This is a genomic window from Bradyrhizobium sp. Ken01 (assembly GCF_055807355.1).
Window position 1 is genome coordinate 120,858 of record NZ_JBVVPC010000005.1, and the last position, 17,786, is coordinate 138,643.

Sequence of the window (17,786 nt, forward strand, 5' to 3'; positions counted from 1 at the left end):
GGAGACGAGGTCTCAAATCACCTTTTTGATCCAGTTGTGCGGATCGTTGGTGCGGCCGTACTGGATGTCGACGAGCTGCTTGCGCAGCCCCATGGCAACGGGGCCCGCGGCGCCGCCGCTGATCTCGAAATCGCCGCTCACCGACCGCACCGTGCCGATCGGCGAGATCACGGCCGCGGTGCCGCAGGCAAACGCTTCCTTCAGCTTGCCGCTTGCCGCATCCTTGCGCCACTGGTCGAGCGAGTACGGCTCCTCGCGCACGGTCTTGCCGGCGTCTTTGGCCAGCGCGATGATCGAATCGCGGGTGATGCCGGGCAGGATGGTGCCGAGCGGCGGCGTCGACAGCGAGCCGTCGTCGAACACGAAGAACACGTTCATGCCGCCGAGCTCCTCGATATAGCGGCGCTCGATCGCATCGAGGAACACGACCTGGTCGCAGCCGTGCTGGATCGCTTCGGCCTGGGCGCGCAGGCTTGCGGCATAGTTGCCGCCGCATTTGACGGCGCCGGTGCCGCCGACGGCCGCGCGCGTGTAATTCTCGGACACCCAGATCGAGACCGGCGCGGGGCCGCCCTTGAAGTAGGAGCCGACCGGTGAGGCGATCACCGCGAAGATGTATTCGGACGACGGCTTGACGCCGAGGAAGGTTTCGCTCGCGATCATGAAGGGGCGCAGGTAGAGGCTGCCTTCGCCGCCGGGCATCCAGGCGCGGTCGATGCGCACGATTTGCTCGACCGCCTCGATGAAGACGTCTTCAGGGAGCTGCGCCATCGCCATGCGGTCGGCCGAGTCCTTGAAGCGCCGTGCATTGGCGTCGGGGCGAAACAGGTTCACGCCGCCGTCATCGCGCTTGTAGGCCTTGAGGCCTTCAAAAATTTCCTGGGCGTAGTGCAGGACGGCGCCGGCCGGATCGAGCTGGAAATTGGTGCGCGCCTCGACACGCGCCTCGTACCAGCCGCCCTTGGCCTGGTTGTAGCGGACCACTGCCATGTGGTCGGTGAAGACCCGCCCGAAACCGGGGTCCACCAGCTTGGCGACCCGGTCCTTCTCGGGGGTCGGATTGGATGCGGGCTGGATGTCGAATTTCATGCTCATGTCCTTGCCTCCCGCTGCCGGTGGCGGCGCCGTTCTGGCACCCGCCTGCCCCGATTTGGGCCCGGCTGGCTCGATTGGTTTCTGGCCGGACCGCCGCCAGCCTTGTTACGGCCGGTTTCCGTGGCCAGCATGTCACCGAGGACATGCTTTTGCGGAAGACGGAAGTCCAGTATGTTTTGCCGAAATGCCGTTCGACAATCGCACGGTTGATCTGCTCCGGCCGTCGCCACCTGTCCGGCCCTCTCTGGCCGCCTTGCTTCGATGCCCACCCGACGCGAAACGATCTAAAATTTCGTGCGGGTTGATCGTTTTGTAACATTGAAACCAAGATACGTCAATATGCCTGACATAAATTTCGCGACTCCTTCTCAAGACGCTGCCGGGCCGCGGCCGGCCGCAGACGACGGAGGCAATTTGCGCTGGGATATCATCGAACTGCTGTTCTTCGCCTATCGCGATTTCGTCGGCGATCCCGACCAGGAGCTGGAGGCATTCGGCTTCGGCCGGGCCCATCATCGCGTCATGCACTTCGTATATCGTTATCCCGGGCTCAAGGTCGCCGACCTCCTCGACGTCCTGCGTATCACCAAGCAGTCGCTCGGCCGGGTGCTCAAGCAGCTCCTGGACGAGGGCTATATCGTACAGAAGACCGGCGACAATGATCGCCGCCAACGCCTGCTGTTTGCGACACCGAAGGGCGAGGCGCTGGTGCAGAAGCTCGCCGGGCTTCAGACCACGCGCATCACCAAGGCGCTCGCCGAGATGGCGCCGCAGGACGCCGAGACCGTCAAGCGCTTCCTGCGCGCGATGATCGACCGCGACGATCCGGACAAGGTGCTGGAGACGATCTTTGCCACCGTCAATCAGGACAAGGAGTGACCGTGCCGCTCGCTGCCACGCTCGCACGCCCGCCGGCACGTCCCGCCGACGATGCCCCGCATCTCCTGCTGGTCGATGACGACCGCCGCATCCGCGATCTGCTTTCGCGCTTCCTTGCCGGCGAAGGCTATCGCGTCTCGACCGCCGCCAGCGCCAGCGACGCCCGTTCCAAGCTTTTGGGCCTGCACTTCGACCTCTTGATCCTGGATGTCATGATGCCCGGCGAGACCGGCTTCGATCTCGCGCGTTTCATCCGGACCTCGTCCTCGGTGCCGATCGTGATGCTGACGGCGCGGCACGAAGCCGAAGCGCGCATCGAGGGCCTGCAGATCGGCGCCGACGATTACGTCGCAAAGCCGTTCGAGCCGCGCGAGCTTGCGCTGCGCATCAACAACATCCTCAAGCGCGCCGCGCCGCCGCCGCAGGCCGCTGCGGTGGAGAAGATCGCATTTGGCCCGTACATCTATCACCTCGACCGCGGCGAACTGCGCCAGGGCGAAGACGTCATTCACCTCACCGACCGCGAGCGCGAGATGCTGCGGATCCTGTCGGAGACACCGGGCGAGACCGTGCCGCGTAGCGCGCTGACCGGCAATGGCAGCGTCAACGAGCGCGCCGTCGACGTGCAGATCAACCGCCTGCGGCGCAAGATCGAGACCGATCCCGCCAATCCGCTGTTCCTCCAGGCCGTGCGCGGCATCGGCTACCGGCTGGTAGCCTCGCCATAAAGAGTGAAGCGCCACCGATGAGCACGATCGATACCGGCCTGACGCTTTTGAAGAGCGCTGCCGGCCGCGTCTCCGCCGCCAATGGCTGGATGGGCAATGCGTTCAAGGGCTGGATGCCGACCGGCCTCTACGCGCGTGCGCTGCTGATCATGATCGTGCCGATGGTGATCCTGCAATCGGTCGTCGCCTTCGTGTTCATGGAGCGGCACTGGAACACGGTGACACGGCGCCTGTCGGCCGCGGTGGTGCAGGACATCGCCGCGCTGATCGACGTCTACAAGGGCTATCCGCAGGACAAGGACCGCAACGAGATCCGCCGCATCGCGCAGCAGCGCCTCGGCCTCGTCGTCGATTTCCTCCCCGCCGGCGACATGCCGCCGCCGGGACCAAAGCCGTTCTTCTCGCTGCTCGATCAGACGCTGTCGGTGCAGCTCGGCCGCCAGATCGGGCGCTCCTTCTGGATCGACACGGTCGGCCGCTCCAACCTCGTCGAGATCCGGATCCAGCTCGACGACGCCGTGATGCGCGTGTTCGCGCAACGCAGCGCCGCCTATGCCTCGAACTCGGAGATCTTTCTGTTCTGGATGGTCGGCACGTCCTCGATCTTGCTGATCGTCGCGGTGCTATTCCTGCGCAACCAGATCAAGCCGATCCTGCGACTAGCAGACGCCGCCGAAAGTTTTGGCAAGGGCCGCGAGGCGCCGAATTTCCGCCCGCGCGGCGCGCGCGAGGTGCGGCGCGCGTCGGTCGCCTTCCTCGAAATGAAATCGCGCATCGAGCGGACGATGGAGCAGCGCACCGCGATGCTCGCCGGCGTCAGCCACGATCTGCGCACGATCCTGACGCGGTTCAAGCTCGAGCTGGCGTTGATCGGCGACAGCCCCGAAATGGAGGGTATGCGCAAGGACGTCGACGAGATGTCGATGATGCTCGAGGACTACCTCGCCTTTGCCCGCGGCGATTCCGGCGAGCAGTCCCAGCCGACCGACATGGCGCAGGCGCTCGAGGAGCTGCGCAGCGACGCCGAACGCCACGGCCACATTGCGACCGTCGCGTTCAACGGACTGCCCGTGGTCACGGTGAAGCCGGCCTCGTTCAAGCGCTGCCTCGCCAACCTCGTCACCAACGCCGCCCGCTACGGCAAGAGCATCGCCATCACCGGCCAGCGCGATCACCGTTATTTGACCGTGACGGTCGACGACGACGGGCCGGGCATTCCCGCCCATCTGCGCGAAGAGGTGTTCAAGCCGTTCCTGCGGCTCGACAACGCCCGCAACCAGGACGAAGGCGGCACGGGTCTTGGCCTCGCCATCGCCCGCGACATCGCCCGTTCGCACGGCGGCGACATCACTCTTGGCGACAGCCCGATGGGGGGATTAAGGGCGAGCGTGCGGATACCGGTGTAACTGCTCTTACCTCGCCCCGCTTGCGGGGAGAGGTCGGATCGCTCTTGCGATCCGGGTGACGGGGTGCAGGTCCGTCAGCGATCTCACTCGCGGAGAGAGGCCCCTCACCCCACCCCTCTCCCCGTAAGAACGGGGCGAGGAAGCGCACCGGCCGCGCGGCACCTATTTCGGCAACAGCGCCTTCAGCTTGTCCATGTCGCGCACGTTCATCTTGAAGCCGCCGGGCATCACGATGTCGCCGGGCTTCTGGTCCGGCTTGCACGCCCCCAGCCATTTCGCTTCGAGCTGCATGGTCGTGTCGCGGCCTGCCGTGCCGGCGGCGCCGCCTTGTGCGTGCGACGACGTCTTCACCGTATAGGCCGAATTGAAATCGCCAGTGATCTCAGCATGCGAAGTCGTGCTGATGCCGGCGACATTGCATTCGGAATCGCTGACATAGCCGTTTGCGGTCTTCTTGATGTCCTGCTTGGCGCAAATCTGCTTGGCCATCGGGGAGACGTTGTTGTTCATCTCCTTGTCGACGGTCTCGTCGGTGCAGTGCTGCATGGTCATCTCGGGCACCGGCGTGCCGGTCCTGACCATCTTCAATTCCCACAGGCCCGCCTTGCGCACCGGCAGGTCGTCAGCGCGGGCGCTGGCTGCCGACAAGACGAGACAAAGGGCGGAGCCGAGCAAAGCGAGTTTGCGCGTCATGAGGGAAGCTCCCGGCTGCGAGATAGCGGCGTTGCGAAAGCGCCTCAGTAGAGCGTGCGGATCGGCTGGTCGGCGGCGCCATAGGGCACCCAGCGGCAGGAGAACGAGATGTAGCCGCCCTCATAGGCCTGCATCGCCAGGAATTTGGCGACCTTGCCGTAGCGCGCGCAGTGATCGACCGCGACCTGCCGCGCATCGACCTGGGTTGCCATCGAATAGGCGATGATGCCACCGGTGTCGTTGCCCTTGAACGGAGGCACCGGAAGGAGATCGGCGCGTGCCGACTGGCTCGCCATCATACCCAAGGCAAGTAGGCCCGCGGCCGCAATGATTCGCATTCCCGTCACTCCGATTGGTTGGCGGCAGTTTACGGTGCCGGCGCGACGGAGGAAAGAACCGAAGACCCCTCTAACGCAGCATTGCAGTCAACTCGTCGGCAAGTGTTGCCGCGCTGCACTTGACCTCCCCCGGCCTTCGCGGCACCGTCCGACCCTCGCAGATCATGCTGTCTGGATTGCCCATGCGCGCCTCGACCTTCCTGAAATCGCTCCGCTTTGCCGCCGTGCTCGGCCTCCTGTTCGGGGCGCTGTCGCTCGGCGAGGCCAGGGCCGCTAATCCGCTGGAGCTGAATTTCTGGCTGAGCGGGCCGCGCTATGACGGCAACGTCTCCGAATGCGACAGGGCGCTGCCGACGATCGCCACGCAGTTCTGGGAGAAGGAAAGCTCGTTCTGGAATTCCTCGTTGAAGATCACCGGCTTCGCCGCGGTTCACGAGACCGCGTTCCGGCCCTGGGCATCGGACAACATCCCTCGCCGCTATTGCACCGGCGAGGCCATGCTCACGGACGGCAAGATGCGCAAGGTGCATTTCTCGATCGTCGAGGATGGCGGCTTCGCCGGCTATGGCCAGGGCGTCGAATGGTGCGTGGTCGGGCTCGACCGCAACTGGGCCTACAACCCGGCCTGCCGCGCCGCCAAACAATAATTGAAAAAGTTCTGATCCGGACAGATCAGGCGGCCGAACGACGGTCGCCCGAATTTTGTTCTTGAAATGTTCTTATCGCCTGCTAGGCTCGTCTGCACAGTCTAGTTGAGGGGCGTCGCCATGTTTCATTCCAGATTGCATTCGTTCTCCCGCCTGATGATCTCGCTGACGCTTGCGGCCGGGCTGGCTGCGCTGGCCGGTGGCGCAAAGGCCCAGGACAAGCGGCAGAACACGCCCGGCGAATTCGATTTTTATGTGCTGTCACTGTCGTGGTCGCCCTCCTTCTGCGAAGAGGCGGCGGAGCGCGGCGGCCGCTCGCAGATCCAGTGCAGCGGACGGCCCTACGCTTTCGTGGTGCATGGTCTGTGGCCGCAATATGAGAACGGTTTTCCGGAATATTGTCAGCGGCCGTCGCCGCGGCTGAACCGCAGCATCGTCTCCTCCATGCTCGATCTGATGCCGGCGCCGGGGCTGATCTTCAACGAATGGGACAAGCACGGCACCTGCTCGGGCCTGGCCGACCGCAACTATTTCGAAACGATCCGGAAGGCGCGCGCCGCAATCAAGATTCCGGCTGAATATCTCGATTTGTCGCAGGCCAAAACCGTGGCGCCAGCGGAGGTGGAGGAAGCCTTCATCAAGGCCAATCCGGGCCTCAGCAATGCCGCCGTCTCGATCACCTGCAACCGGACGCGGCTATCGGAAGTCCGCATCTGCCTCAGCAAGGACCTGCAATTCCGCGCCTGCGAGGAGATCGACCGCCGCGCCTGCCGCCGCGACCAGGTGGCGATGCCGCCGATCCGGGGTGGGTAGCCCAGGCGTCGTGCCTCTTTGCTCAGGCCGTCACGTGGCGTAGTGCTCTTGCATGAATTACCGCCACGCCTTCCATGCCGGCAACTTCGCCGATGTCATCAAGCACATCGTGCTGGCGCGCATCATCACCTATCTCCAGGACAAGCCGGGCGCGTTCCGCGTCATCGACACCCATGCCGGCGCCGGCCTCTACGATCTCGAAAGCGACGAGGCGCGCCGCGGCGGCGAGTGGCTGACGGGCATTGCGCGGCTGATGCAGGCGCGGCTGTCGAATGACGCCATGGCGCTGACCAAGCCCTATCTCGACATCGTCCGCGCTTTCAATCCGAAAGGTGAGCTCAAGGCCTATCCGGGCTCGCCGCTGATCGCGCGCGCCCTGCTGCGGCCGCAGGACCGCCTCGTCGCCTGCGAAATCGAGCCGAAGGCGCGGAAAGCGCTGATCGGCGTGCTGCGCCACGACGAACAGGCCCGCGTGGTCGACCTCGACGGCTGGATGGCATTGCCGGCTTTCGTGCCGCCGAAGGAACGGCGTGGGCTCGTGCTGATCGACCCGCCGTTCGAGGCAAAGGACGAGTTCGAAAAGCTCGGAGAGGCATTCTCGGCGGCTTTCGCGAAATGGCCGACCGGTATCTATGTAATCTGGTATCCTGCCAAGAGCCGACGTGCCACCGACACGCTGGTGCAATCAGTGGCGCGGCTCGCAGCCGCAGCAAAACCGCCGGGAAAATGCCTGCGCCTGGAATTCAGCGTGGCGCCGCAAGCCGACGGCGCAGCCCTCACCTCGAGCGGGCTCTTGATCGTCAATCCCCCTTACACACTGCACGGCGAACTCAAGACGATCCTGCCGGAGCTGGAAATGCCGCTTGGCCAGGGTGGCGCTGCCAGATTCCGATTAGAGGTGCCGAGGCCGTAACACTCCGGCATCTTGGGAAAAATATGCAGGAGCGGTGGTCAATCTGCAGAGAACCGTATTATGCTGTTGCGGTGACTGGCTTTACGTTCCGCTTCCGCGAATGGTTGCGGCGGAGTGAAGGCCTAAGAAAGATCCAGTCGGACCGAATGGTCTGCCCAAGGATGGCCAGCTCCCGGGCTTCGTAAGTCCCGGTCATGTCGTGACGCGCGTCTGCGTCACGACGGAGGAGCAATGAGGGGGAGTTTCCCGATGGCCATGACGGGAACGGTCAAGTTTTTCAACGGCGAGCGCGGCTACGGATTCATCAAGCCGGACGACGGAGGCCGCGACGTCTTCGTGCATATTACTGCTGTGGAGCGGGCCGGACTGAAGGACCTTGCCGAAGGACAGCGTATTACTTTCGAAGTCGAACCGGACAAGAAGGGCAAGGGGCCGAAGGCGGTCGATCTGGTCATCCTTCCCTAGCGAGCCTGGTAAAAAAATCCCGGCCGCGAGCAGCCGGGAGGTTGGTCCGGTATTTTCTTCTTAGCTATCAGAAGTGATAGTTCACGCCTGCGCGCACAACGCTGGCGCTATAGCCGTTTGACACGCCTGTAATTGCGAACTGACTCGTCGACAGATCGATATAGAGATATTCGAGCTTGGCGCTCCAGTTCGGAGCGAACATAACTTCCGCGCCGGCACCGATGGTCCAGCCGGCGCTGGTGTGCGACTCGGTCCAGCCGAACGTCTGCGCGCGCAGCTCGCCGAAGGCGAGGCCCGCCGTGCCGTAGAACAGCACGTTGCTGAAGGCGTAGCCGGCGCGGCCGCGCAGGGTACCGAACCACGGATTGGAGAACTTCCACGGCGCGAAGGTGTCGTCGGCACCGGCTGCCTGGATGTCGCCCTCGACGCCGAACACCCACGGGCCGGTCTGGAAATTGTAGCCGGCCTGAACGCCGCCGACGAAGCCTGACGGCTTTGCGGGATTGTTGTTCACCGAACCCCATTCGTAGCCGAGATTGGCGCCGAGATACGGACCGGCCCAGCTATAGGCATTGAGCGGCTGATTGACCGTGTAGGGCGCACGCTGCCCGTAATTGAGATCGGCGGCCTCTGCCGAAGCCGTCCAGCCGAGCGCAGCCAACGCGGCTGCGCCCACAACGAGCCTCTTCATCACACACTCCAACGCAACTGCCGTTACCGGTGCGATGCCCGCGCCGCCGCGCGAGGCAAAACCGCATGGTTACGGAACCACCACTTTTTCGCGTAAGATTTATCGAGAGTTTTAAGTTAAAGGCCTGTTAAGCCGGGTTACCGCGCTGTTAACAGGCTTAAGCAAGCGTTACCGGGAACTGCGGCGCCATCCTGTGCGCGCCGCACGGCCGGAACTTCAAATCGGCACCCGCAGCGCCTAAATTCGCACCATGGTTCACGATTCCCCCGACAATCCGGACGACGCACGCGTACGTAAACCCGCGCGCGGCAACGCTCCCGACGTCCCGCCCCAGGAGACGCAAGTGGGGCCGCCCGACCTCGATCCCGCCACCGCGAACGGCGACGACGAGGACGATGCGCGGCTGCCGGACATCCTGGAAGAGAGCGGCACCGTCGGCGAGGAGCCGCTGGCGACCGGCCACGAGGCGATCGAACGCGCGGTGCGCCTCGCCCCCACCTCGCCCGGCGTCTATCGCATGCTCAATGCGAATGCCGACGTGCTCTACGTCGGCAAGGCCAAGAACGTCAAAAAGCGCCTGTCGAACTATGCGCGCCAGAGTGCGCCGCAGCCGGCGCGCATCCTGCGCATGATCGCCGCCACGGTGACCGTGGAAATCATCTCGACCCACACCGAGACCGAAGCGCTGCTGCTGGAGGCCAACCTCATCAAGCAGCTTCGGCCGCGCTTCAACGTGCAGCTGCGCGACGACAAGTCGTTTCCCTATATCCTGATCACGGGCGATCATTGGGCGCCGCAGATCCTGAAGCATCGCGGCGCGCAGACGCGGCCCGGTCGCTATTTCGGCCCGTTCGCCTCCGCCGGCGCCGTCAACCGCACCATCACCGCACTTCAGCGCGCGTTCCTGATCCGCTCCTGCACGGATTCCTTCTTCGAGAGCCGCTCGCGGCCCTGCTTGCTCTACCAGATCCGCCGCTGTGCCGGCCCCTGCACCCGCGAGATCGACTTCCCCGGCTACACGACCCTGGTACGCGAGGCGAGCGACTTCCTGTCCGGCAGGAGCCATGCGGTGAAACAGGAGCTTGCCGCCGAGATGGAGAAGGCCTCCGGCGAGCTCGAATTCGAGAGCGCCGCGCTCTACCGCGACCGCCTCGCAGCGTTGTCCGCGATCCAGTCGCAGCAGGGCATCAATCCGCGCACGGTGGAAGAAGCCGACGTGTTCGCCATCCACCAGGAGGGCGGCTTCTCATGCGTCGAGGTGTTCTTCTTCCGCACCGGGCAGAACTGGGGCAACCGCGCCTATTTCCCGCGCGCGGAGAAAACGTACACGCCGGAAGAGGTGCTCGGCTCCTTCCTCGCCCAATTCTACGACGACAAGCCGCCGCCGAGGAATATCCTGCTCTCGCACGAGATCGAGGAGAGCGAGCTGCTCGGCAACGCGTTGTCGATCAAGGCCGGCCGCAAGGTCGAGGTGTCCACGCCGAAGCGCGGCGAGAAGAAGGAGCTCGTCACCCACGCGCTCACCAACGCGCGCGAAGCCCTGGGCCGCAAGCTCGCGGACACCGCGACGCAGAGCCGCCTGCTCGACGCCATGGCCACGACCCTGAGCCTGCCGCATGCGCCGAAGCGGATCGAGGTCTACGATAACAGCCACATCCAGGGCACCAACGCGGTCGGCGCCATGATCGTCGCTGGCCCGGACGGTTTTGTGAAAAACCAGTACCGCAAGTTCAACATCAAGTCGGAAGGGATCACGCCGGGCGACGACTTCGCCATGATGCGCGAAGTGCTGGAGCGCCGCTTCAAGCGCCTGATCAACCCGCCCGAAGAGGGCGCGGCCAAAACCAAGGACGACGACTTCCCGCAATGGCCCGATCTCGTGATCATCGACGGCGGCCGCGGCCAGCTCAACGCGGTCCGGGAAATCTTTGCAAATCTCGGCCTGACCCAGGTGGCGCTGATGTCGGTGGCCAAGGGGCCGGACCGGGATGCCGGCCGCGAGACCCTGTTCATGCCGGAGCGCGAGGCGATCAAGCTGGAGCCGCGCGACCCCGTACTCTATTTCATCCAGCGGCTGCGGGACGAGGCGCACCGCTTCGTCATCGGTTCGCACCGCAAGCTGCGCAAGAAGGACATCCGCGAGGCCGGCTTGCAGGAGATTCCGGGCATCGGCCCGTCACGCAAACGTGCCTTGCTGCACCATTTCGGAACCCTGAAGGAGATCGAACGGGCCTCGATCACCGATCTCGGCAAGGTTCCGGGGGTGAGCGCCGAGAGCGCCCGCAGGATTTTCGAGTATTTCCATCCCCAGCCGGGGTGAAATAAAGGGGGGCCGCGGTCATATGGTCGTCGCATCCCGCACCCCATTTGGGGAGCGGAACGGTTGACCTTCAGGCTGCAGCGGTATTGGTAGGACGGATGAACATCGCCACGACACGAGGGACCACCAGCCGCGCGATGTCCCTCCCGAACATCCTGACCTACGGCCGGATCGCCGCGATCCCGGTCGTGGTCGGCTGCATCTACGCACAGTCGATCATGGACGGCCCGCTGTGGCTGCGCTGGGTCGCGGTCGCCATTTTCATCGCGGCTGCGGTCACCGATTACCTCGACGGCTATTACGCGCGAATCTGGAATCAGCAATCGGCGTTCGGCCGCATGCTCGATCCGATCGCCGACAAGCTTCTGGTCGCCTCGTGCCTGCTGATGCTGGCCGCCGACGGCATCATCCACGGCTGGTCGCTGTGGGCCGCCATCGTGATCCTGTGCCGCGAGATCCTGGTCTCGGGCCTGCGCGAATATCTCGCCGCCCTGCGCGTCAGCGTGCCCGTGACCAAGCTTGCGAAGTGGAAGACGACGGTTCAGCTCATCGCCATCGGCTTCCTGCTGGCTGGTCCGGCCGGCGATGAGGTCGTGCCCATGGTCTCGATGATCGGGCTGGCGCTGCTCTGGGCCTCGGCGATCCTCACCATGTACACCGGCTACGACTATTTCGGCGCCGGCATCCATCACCTCATCAAGGAGGATGAGGGATGAAGGTGAAGTACTTTGCCTGGGTGCGCGAGCGCGTCGGCAAGGCCGAGGAGACCATCGAGCCGCCGGCGACCGTGCGCACCGTGGAAGAGCTGATCGCCTGGCTGTCCGGCCAAAGCGAAGCCTACGCCTACGCGTTCGAGAAGCCGAAGGTGATCCGCACCGCAATCGATCATACCCACGTCAAGTCGGACACCGCGATCGCGGGCGCTCGCGAGATCGCGTTCTTCCCGCCGATGACCGGCGGCTAGACCATGCCCGTCGCCACCTGCCCCATCACCATCCGTATCCAGCAAGACGATTTCGACATCGCACGCGAGATCGCGGTCCTGACCGGGAACCGCACCGACATCGGTGCGGTCGTGAGCTTTTCCGGCATCTGCCGCGGCGACGAGGACAGCGCGAAGATCGCCGCGCTCTCGCTCGAACATTATCCTGGCATGGCGGAGGAAGAGATCAGGCGCCACGCCGACGAGGCCACCTCGCGCTGGCCTCTCAACGGCATCACGGTGATCCATCGCGTCGGCCGGTTCATGCCCGGTCAGAACATCGTGCTGGTGCTGACCGCCTCGCAGCACCGCCAGGCAGCGTTCCAGGCAGCCGAGTTCCTGATGGATTATCTCAAGACCAACGCGCCGTTCTGGAAGAAGGAAGAGAGCGCCACCGGCGCCGGCTGGGTCGAGGCACAGGCCCGCGACGACGAAGCCGCCGCACGCTGGACCCGATCCTGATGGCAACGACATCCAAAAAGACGGTGCGCGGCCGCGCCGCGCCAAAGCTCGCGAAAGTGGGCCGCGGCGAGCTTCTCACGCTGGTCGATTTCGTCCGGTATGCGGTGAGCCGCTTCAATGAGGCCAAGCTCACCTTTGCCCATGGCACGCCCGATCCAGTCGCGGAAGCGGCTTTCCTGGTCTGTGAAGCCCTGCATCTGCATCCCGAGCAGTTCGAGATTTTTGCCAACGCGCGCGTTACGGCAGCCGAGGGCAAGATCATCACCGATCTCATTCATCAGCGCGTCACCACGCGCAAACCGGCGGCCTATCTCGTCAACAAGATCTACATGCGCGGCCTGCCGTTCTATGTCGACGAGCGCGTCATCGTTCCGCGCTCCTTCATCGGCGAGTTGCTGGAGTCGCATTTCGGCGGCGACGGCGAAGCCGGCTCGCTGATCGACGATCCTAGCGCCGTCGAGCGTGTGCTCGATCTCTGCACGGGGTCGGGATGCCTCGCGATCCTCGCCGCGCATCATTTTCCGAACGCCACGATCGATGCCGTCGATATCTCGAAGGGCGCGATCGACGTCGCCAGACGAAATGTCGGCGAATACGGGCTCGATGACCGGATCAGCCTGCATCGCGGCGACCTGTTCGCCCCGCTCGGTGACGCCAAATACGACCTGATCATCACCAACCCGCCTTATGTCGACGCCGAAGGCATGGCGGCGCTGCCGCCGGAATGCCGGGCCGAGCCGAAGCTCGCCTTCGACGGCGGCGCCGACGGTCTCGACGTGGTGCGCCGGATCCTGCGCGACGCGCCCGACCACCTGACGCCGGATGGCGGACTGATCTGCGAGATCGGACGGGGCCGCGAATTGGTCGACGAGGCCTTTCCTGAACTGCCGCTGCTCTGGCTCGACACCGAGGACTCCGAGGGCGAAGTGTTCTGGATCGCGGCAACCGATCTCGGCTGATCCAGCACGACGGGCCGACCTCGTCGGAACAAGTCAAATACCCCCACGTTCATCCCCCGACGAATTTTCTCGCACTCGGAGGATAACCGCATGCTTGCGCCATCGGGCGAATTGCTGCGCGCCGGCGTCGCGCTCAAGCTCAACCATCTCAAGCGCGCCGCCCAGTCCTATGCCCGCGACCGGAGCAATCAGGCCACGGGGCGCATGACGTCGTACGCGGCTGCGGCCGGACTGCTTGCGGGTGCGGGCTTGTTCGTCGTTGCAGCCTTCTTCGTCGGCCTGATCGCGCTGTACCGCTGGGTTGCAATCCATTACGGGCAATTTTGGGGGTTCGGCGCCGTCGGCGGCGTGCTCCTCGTCCTGGCCGCCGCCTGCGCCGGCGTGGCCATGGCTCAGATGAAGCGCAAGACCAAGCCGATCGTGCCGCTCGCCAGCCGCCTGCGGGTGGCTATCGCCACCCCGCGCATCCCGCGCGGAACGGTGAAGGAGGCGGTGAAGGAGGTCGCGACCACAATTCCCCTGGCGCCGCTCGCGCCGGGCGAACGAGGACATGAACCAAGACATGGCGGCAGCACGTGGCCGGCTCGGTCCAACCGGCCCGTGCAACTCGGGCTGATGCTCGCGGCCGTTGGGCTGGTCGGGCTCACGGCCGCGCGCCGGCGGCGTCACGGCCACCGAGCGGATGCCTAGAAATGCGTATGCGGCGCGCCGAGCAATTCGACAGCTGGCTGTTAGTGGCAGCCACGACCGTGTTCGTGCTCACCGCGGAACGGTATTTCCAGGATTCTGGCATGATCCGGCCGGGACCTCCGCAAGACCACCGCAACGACGAGGCGAATTCGCCGGAAACCAGCCCGACGGGCGCAGCCTCGCAGCCCGGCCGCGGCCGCCGCGCGAAAAGCCCGTTCGCGATCCCGTGGGCAGGCTGGAAGGACATCCTCTGGCGCACCTATCAGCGCATCGACGAGGATCGCCTGCTCGCCACCGCCGGCGGCGTCGTCTTTTTCGGACTGCTCGCGATCTTTCCCGCCATCACGGCTCTGGTTTCATTCTATGGCCTGTTCGCCGATCCCTCGACGATCAGTTCCAACCTGCAATCGCTCGCGATGATGCTGCCCGAGGGTGCGTTCCAGATCGTCGAGGACCAGGTGGCGCGCGTCGTGTCGAACGGCGGTGCGACCCTTGGTGTCACTTTCCTGTTTGGCCTCGTGCTCGCGATCTGGAGCGCCAATGCCGGCGTCAAAGCCATCTTCGACGCCCTCAACGTCGCCTATGAGGAGCGTGAAAAGCGCAGCTTCGTCCGGCTGAACACGGTCTCGCTGGCCTTCACGGTCGGCGGCATCGTTGCCCTGCTGCTGATGGTCGGCGCCGTCGTCGCCTTCCCGCTCGCGCTCAACCACCTCGGCATGGCGCCCGAAAGCAAGCTGATCGTGGCGCTGGCGCGATGGCCGGTGCTGTTCGTCATTCTCCTTGCGGCGCTCGCCGTGCTCTACCGCTTCGCGCCCAGCCGCGATGCCCCGCGCTGGCAATGGCTGAGCCTCGGCTCGGTAACGGCCGCTATCCTCTGGATCGCCGGCTCGGCGCTGCTGTCCTGGTATCTCTCGGAATTCGCCAATTACAACGCGACCTACGGTTCGCTCGGCGCTGCGATTGGCTTGATGATGTGGATGTGGATGTCGGCCATCGTCATCATGTTCGGGGCCGAACTGAATTCGGAGATCGAACGGCAGACCCTGCGCGACACGACCACCGGGGCGCCCAAGCCGCTTGGCACCCGCCAGGCCGTCTCGGCCGACACGGTCGGCGCTGCGGCGCCATCCTGACGCGATGGTCAGGCCAAAGCCGGCCTGACCATGTCTTGACCACAATCAGCGCTTGGTGATCACCGCCTCCAGATATTCGCTGTGCACGACCACCGTGCCGTCATCGGCATGATTGAACTCACCGAGCAGGGTCATGAGATCGTGCCGCAGCGCGGCCTGGGCGGTCTCGTCGAGCGCCGCGAAGGCCTTCAGCATCGGGCCATAATAGGATTTGAAGACCTCGAGCCAGTGGTCGGGCGAGCGATAGCGGAACACGAACATGCGCGGCTCGGCTGCGATCTCCGAGGCCGCGCCGCCGAACATTTCCTCAAGTCGAGCCTGCGTGCCCCACAGCGCCGGCGACTTCACACCGGCCGGCGGCGGCAAATGCTTGCCGATGATCTTGAACAGTTGGCCGATGAAGCCCTGTGGAGTCCAGTTGGCAAGGCCGATCTTGCCGCCGGATTTGCAGACCCGCGCGAGCTCGGAGGCCGCCTGGTCCTGGTCGGGCGTGAACATCACTCCGAAGGTCGAGAGCACGACATCGTAGCTCGCATCGGCAAAGGGGAGCGCTTCGGCGTCCGCTTCGCGAAATTCGACCGTTAGATGGTCCGCCGCCGCCCGCTCCTGTCCACGCTCGAGCAGCGCTGGCACGTAATCGGTGGATGTAACGTCGCACCAGCGTCGTGCGGCGGCCAGCGTCGCATTGCCATTGCCGGCGGCGACGTCCAGCACCTTGCTGCCAGCGCGTAAATCCAAGGCCTCACAAAGCTGCTCGCCGACGATCTGCAAGGTGGTGCCGACGATGGCATAGTCGCCGGACGACCACGCAACGTGCTGGCGCTGCTTCAGGGCAGCAAGGTCGGGTTGGGCGGCGGTCGGCTTGAGAGCTGTGGATGTCGACATGGCAATCTCCTGCGGTTGAAAACGCCGGGACGATAGGGCGCATGTGGCCTTCTGGCCTTGAGACCGGCGTTATTTTAGGCTGAGAGCACCTTGATTTCGGGTGTGGACCGGGGCGCAGCGTGGCGCATCGATTTGAGGATTTCGTGCTCGATCCCGAGCGGCGCGAGCTGCGGCGGTCGGGTGCGCTCGTCTCCCTTGAGCCCCAGGTGTTCGACCTCCTGCTGTATCTGGTCCGCAACCGCGAACGCGTGGTGACGCGGGACAATCTGCTCGATGCGATTTGGAACGGCCGCGTCGTCTCGGAATCGACACTGACCAGCCGGATCAACGCTGCGCGGCGCGCGGTCAACGACACTGGCGAGCAGCAGCGGTTGATCCGCACCATTGCGCGCAAGGGCGTGCGGTTCGTCGGCGATGTGACTGAACTCACCGAGGCGACAAAGCCGGCTGCTGCGATCAAGCCGGCTGCTCCGACACCGGCGGGCTTGCCGCTGCCCGACCGTCCCGCGATCGCCGTCCTGCCCTTCACCAATATGAGCGGCGAGGCCGAGCAGGATTATTTTTCCGATGGCATCAGCGAGGACATCATCACTGCGCTGTCCAGGTTGCGTTGGTTCTTCGTCATCGCGCGCAACTCCTCCTTCATCTACAAGGGCCGTACGGTTCACCTGCGGCAGGTCGCTGAGGAGCTCGGCGTGCGTTATGTCGTGGAGGGCAGCGTTCGCAAGGAGGGCGACCGCGTCCGCATCACCGCGCAGCTCAACGACACCGCCACCGGCAGCCATCTCTGGGCCGAACGCTACGACCGCAAGCTCGCCGATGTCTTCGCCGTGCAGGACGAGATCACCGAACAGATCGTCGCCGCGATCGAGCCGCAGCTCTACGCTGCGGAAAATTTTCGCGCCCAGCGCAAGGCGCCCGAGAGCATGGATGCTTGGGATCTGCTGATGCGCGCGCTCTCCCACTATTGGCGCGTGACACGGCAGGACCACCTGGTCGCACAGGCCCTGCTCGAAAAGGCCATCGCACTAGACCCCAACTACGGCAAGGCGCTCGGACTGCTCGGCACCAGCTACATGTTCACGGCGCATATGGGCTGGATGGATATGACCGCGGCAATGCCGGCCGCCGAGCGTGCGGCGCGGGCCGCGATTCGCGCCGACGACGAGGATGCCTGGGCCCATAATGCGCTCGGCCATGTCGATCTGTTCGCGCGGCGATTCGACGATTCGCTTGCCGAATTCGAGACCGCGCTGCGGCTCAATCCAAACTTTGCGCTAGCGCAGGGCTATTATGGCCTGGCGCTGGGCTATTGCGGGCGCTGGCAGGATGCCGACGAGGCCGCGAGCCGCGCCATCCGTCTCAGTCCGCGCGACCCCTATGCCCCCGTCTATTTCGGCATCGCCGCCTATGCCCGTTTTCTTGGCGGCGACGACGAGGAGGCCATCCGGCTCGCCCAGGAGGCCTTGCGCCAGCGTAGCGACTTCGTCGGCGCGCACCGGGTACTGACTGCGGCCGCCGGCATGGCGGGTCACGGCGAGATTGCCCGTGCGGCGCTGAAGGAACTCTGCCGCGCCCAGCCGAACGTCTCGCTCGCCTGGATCGCAGAGTTCATGCCGATCAAGCTCGCCCCCGACCGCGAGCGCTATCTGGAAGGTTTTCGCCGGGCTGGCCTGACTTGAGCCGC

General features: G+C 64.8%; 20 protein-coding genes. 15 read left to right on the plus strand and 5 right to left on the minus strand.

Annotated features, from left to right (window positions below):
• Nucleotides 1-12: 12 nt before the first annotated feature.
• Nucleotides 13-1,095 (minus strand): branched-chain amino acid aminotransferase, encoded by a 1,083-nt coding sequence (locus AC0L3S_RS07640; RefSeq protein ID WP_473278611.1) that lies wholly within the window; start codon nucleotides 1,093-1,095, stop codon nucleotides 13-15.
• Between the two features lie 339 nt (nucleotides 1,096-1,434).
• Between AC0L3S_RS07640 and AC0L3S_RS07645 the strand changes: the two genes are divergently transcribed.
• Genes AC0L3S_RS07645 through AC0L3S_RS07655 form a run of 3 tightly spaced genes read left to right on the plus strand, consistent with a single transcriptional unit; the run spans nucleotide 1,435 to nucleotide 4,108 of the window.
• Nucleotides 1,435-1,974, plus strand: coding sequence for a MarR family winged helix-turn-helix transcriptional regulator (locus AC0L3S_RS07645; RefSeq protein WP_007596846.1), 540 nt, complete (start codon nucleotides 1,435-1,437; stop codon nucleotides 1,972-1,974).
• Nucleotides 1,971-2,702: a response regulator gene (locus AC0L3S_RS07650; protein ID WP_018453502.1), complete on the plus strand. Its 732-nt coding sequence runs from the start codon at nucleotides 1,971-1,973 to the stop codon at nucleotides 2,700-2,702. Before AC0L3S_RS07645 ends, AC0L3S_RS07650 begins: the two co-directional genes overlap by 4 nt.
• Nucleotides 2,703-2,719: 17 nt before the next feature.
• On the plus strand, nucleotides 2,720-4,108 hold the full coding sequence (locus tag AC0L3S_RS07655) for an ATP-binding protein (protein WP_473262583.1): 1,389 nt from the start codon (nucleotides 2,720-2,722) through the stop codon (nucleotides 4,106-4,108).
• A 162-nt stretch (nucleotides 4,109-4,270) separates the two neighbouring features.
• Here AC0L3S_RS07655 and AC0L3S_RS07660 read toward each other — a convergent pair whose 3' ends face one another.
• Complete coding sequence (locus tag AC0L3S_RS07660; RefSeq protein WP_473262582.1) at nucleotides 4,271-4,801, minus strand: DUF3617 domain-containing protein; 531 nt, start codon at nucleotides 4,799-4,801, stop codon at nucleotides 4,271-4,273.
• A 44-nt stretch (nucleotides 4,802-4,845) separates the two neighbouring features.
• On the minus strand, nucleotides 4,846-5,139 hold the full coding sequence (locus AC0L3S_RS07665; RefSeq protein WP_007596852.1) for a hypothetical protein: 294 nt from the start codon (nucleotides 5,137-5,139) through the stop codon (nucleotides 4,846-4,848).
• A gap of 182 nt (nucleotides 5,140-5,321) precedes the next feature.
• Between AC0L3S_RS07665 and AC0L3S_RS07670 the strand changes: the two genes are divergently transcribed.
• The 4 genes from AC0L3S_RS07670 (at nucleotide 5,322) to AC0L3S_RS07685 (ending at nucleotide 7,977) form a co-directional block, all read left to right on the plus strand.
• Nucleotides 5,322-5,786, plus strand: coding sequence for a hypothetical protein (locus tag AC0L3S_RS07670; RefSeq protein ID WP_473262581.1), 465 nt, complete (start codon nucleotides 5,322-5,324; stop codon nucleotides 5,784-5,786).
• Between the two features lie 120 nt (nucleotides 5,787-5,906).
• Nucleotides 5,907-6,599 (plus strand): ribonuclease T2 family protein, encoded by a 693-nt coding sequence (locus tag AC0L3S_RS07675; RefSeq protein WP_473262580.1) that lies wholly within the window; start codon nucleotides 5,907-5,909, stop codon nucleotides 6,597-6,599.
• Between the two features lie 52 nt (nucleotides 6,600-6,651).
• On the plus strand, nucleotides 6,652-7,512 hold the full coding sequence (locus AC0L3S_RS07680) for a 23S rRNA (adenine(2030)-N(6))-methyltransferase RlmJ (protein WP_473278612.1): 861 nt from the start codon (nucleotides 6,652-6,654) through the stop codon (nucleotides 7,510-7,512).
• Between the two features lie 249 nt (nucleotides 7,513-7,761).
• Entirely contained in the window at nucleotides 7,762-7,977 is a 216-nt protein-coding gene (locus AC0L3S_RS07685; RefSeq protein WP_007614865.1) for a cold-shock protein, read from the plus strand.
• A 67-nt stretch (nucleotides 7,978-8,044) separates the two neighbouring features.
• On the opposite strand, the gene AC0L3S_RS07690 is transcribed toward AC0L3S_RS07685, so the two are convergent.
• Complete coding sequence (locus AC0L3S_RS07690; protein WP_473278613.1) at nucleotides 8,045-8,668, minus strand: outer membrane protein; 624 nt, start codon at nucleotides 8,666-8,668, stop codon at nucleotides 8,045-8,047.
• Between the two features lie 250 nt (nucleotides 8,669-8,918).
• Here AC0L3S_RS07690 and uvrC point away from each other — a divergent pair, with 250 nt between their 5' ends.
• From uvrC to AC0L3S_RS07725, 7 genes are all read left to right on the plus strand, one after another.
• Nucleotides 8,919-10,988: an excinuclease ABC subunit UvrC gene (gene uvrC / locus AC0L3S_RS07695; protein WP_473278614.1), complete on the plus strand. Its 2,070-nt coding sequence runs from the start codon at nucleotides 8,919-8,921 to the stop codon at nucleotides 10,986-10,988.
• Between the two features lie 98 nt (nucleotides 10,989-11,086).
• Nucleotides 11,087-11,704 (plus strand): CDP-diacylglycerol--glycerol-3-phosphate 3-phosphatidyltransferase, encoded by a 618-nt coding sequence (gene pgsA / locus AC0L3S_RS07700; protein WP_007596859.1) that lies wholly within the window; start codon nucleotides 11,087-11,089, stop codon nucleotides 11,702-11,704.
• Nucleotides 11,701-11,952: a molybdopterin converting factor subunit 1 gene (gene moaD / locus AC0L3S_RS07705; RefSeq protein WP_473262576.1), complete on the plus strand. Its 252-nt coding sequence runs from the start codon at nucleotides 11,701-11,703 to the stop codon at nucleotides 11,950-11,952. The genes pgsA and moaD overlap by 4 nt, the downstream gene beginning before the upstream one ends.
• 3 nt (nucleotides 11,953-11,955) lie before the next feature.
• Entirely contained in the window at nucleotides 11,956-12,432 is a 477-nt protein-coding gene (locus tag AC0L3S_RS07710) for a molybdenum cofactor biosynthesis protein MoaE (protein WP_473262575.1), read from the plus strand.
• Nucleotides 12,432-13,391, plus strand: a complete 960-nt coding sequence (gene prmB, locus AC0L3S_RS07715) for a 50S ribosomal protein L3 N(5)-glutamine methyltransferase (protein WP_473278615.1) — start codon at nucleotides 12,432-12,434, stop codon at nucleotides 13,389-13,391. The genes AC0L3S_RS07710 and prmB overlap by 1 nt, the downstream gene beginning before the upstream one ends.
• Nucleotides 13,392-13,481: 90 nt before the next feature.
• Nucleotides 13,482-14,081, plus strand: a complete 600-nt coding sequence (locus AC0L3S_RS07720) for a phage holin family protein (RefSeq protein ID WP_473278616.1) — start codon at nucleotides 13,482-13,484, stop codon at nucleotides 14,079-14,081.
• Between the two features lie 2 nt (nucleotides 14,082-14,083).
• The gene (locus tag AC0L3S_RS07725) at nucleotides 14,084-15,214 is read left to right on the plus strand and encodes a YihY/virulence factor BrkB family protein (RefSeq protein ID WP_473278617.1); all 1,131 of its coding nucleotides are present in this window, start codon (nucleotides 14,084-14,086) and stop codon (nucleotides 15,212-15,214) included.
• Nucleotides 15,215-15,259: 45 nt separating this feature from the next.
• Here the strand turns inward: AC0L3S_RS07725 and AC0L3S_RS07730 are convergent, their stop codons facing one another.
• On the minus strand, nucleotides 15,260-16,099 hold the full coding sequence (locus AC0L3S_RS07730) for a class I SAM-dependent methyltransferase (RefSeq protein ID WP_473278618.1): 840 nt from the start codon (nucleotides 16,097-16,099) through the stop codon (nucleotides 15,260-15,262).
• A 119-nt stretch (nucleotides 16,100-16,218) separates the two neighbouring features.
• On the opposite strand from AC0L3S_RS07730, the gene AC0L3S_RS07735 reads away from it, so the two are divergent.
• Nucleotides 16,219-17,781 (plus strand): winged helix-turn-helix domain-containing tetratricopeptide repeat protein, encoded by a 1,563-nt coding sequence (locus tag AC0L3S_RS07735; RefSeq protein WP_473278619.1) that lies wholly within the window; start codon nucleotides 16,219-16,221, stop codon nucleotides 17,779-17,781.
• The last annotated feature ends 5 nt before the right edge of the window (nucleotides 17,782-17,786 follow it).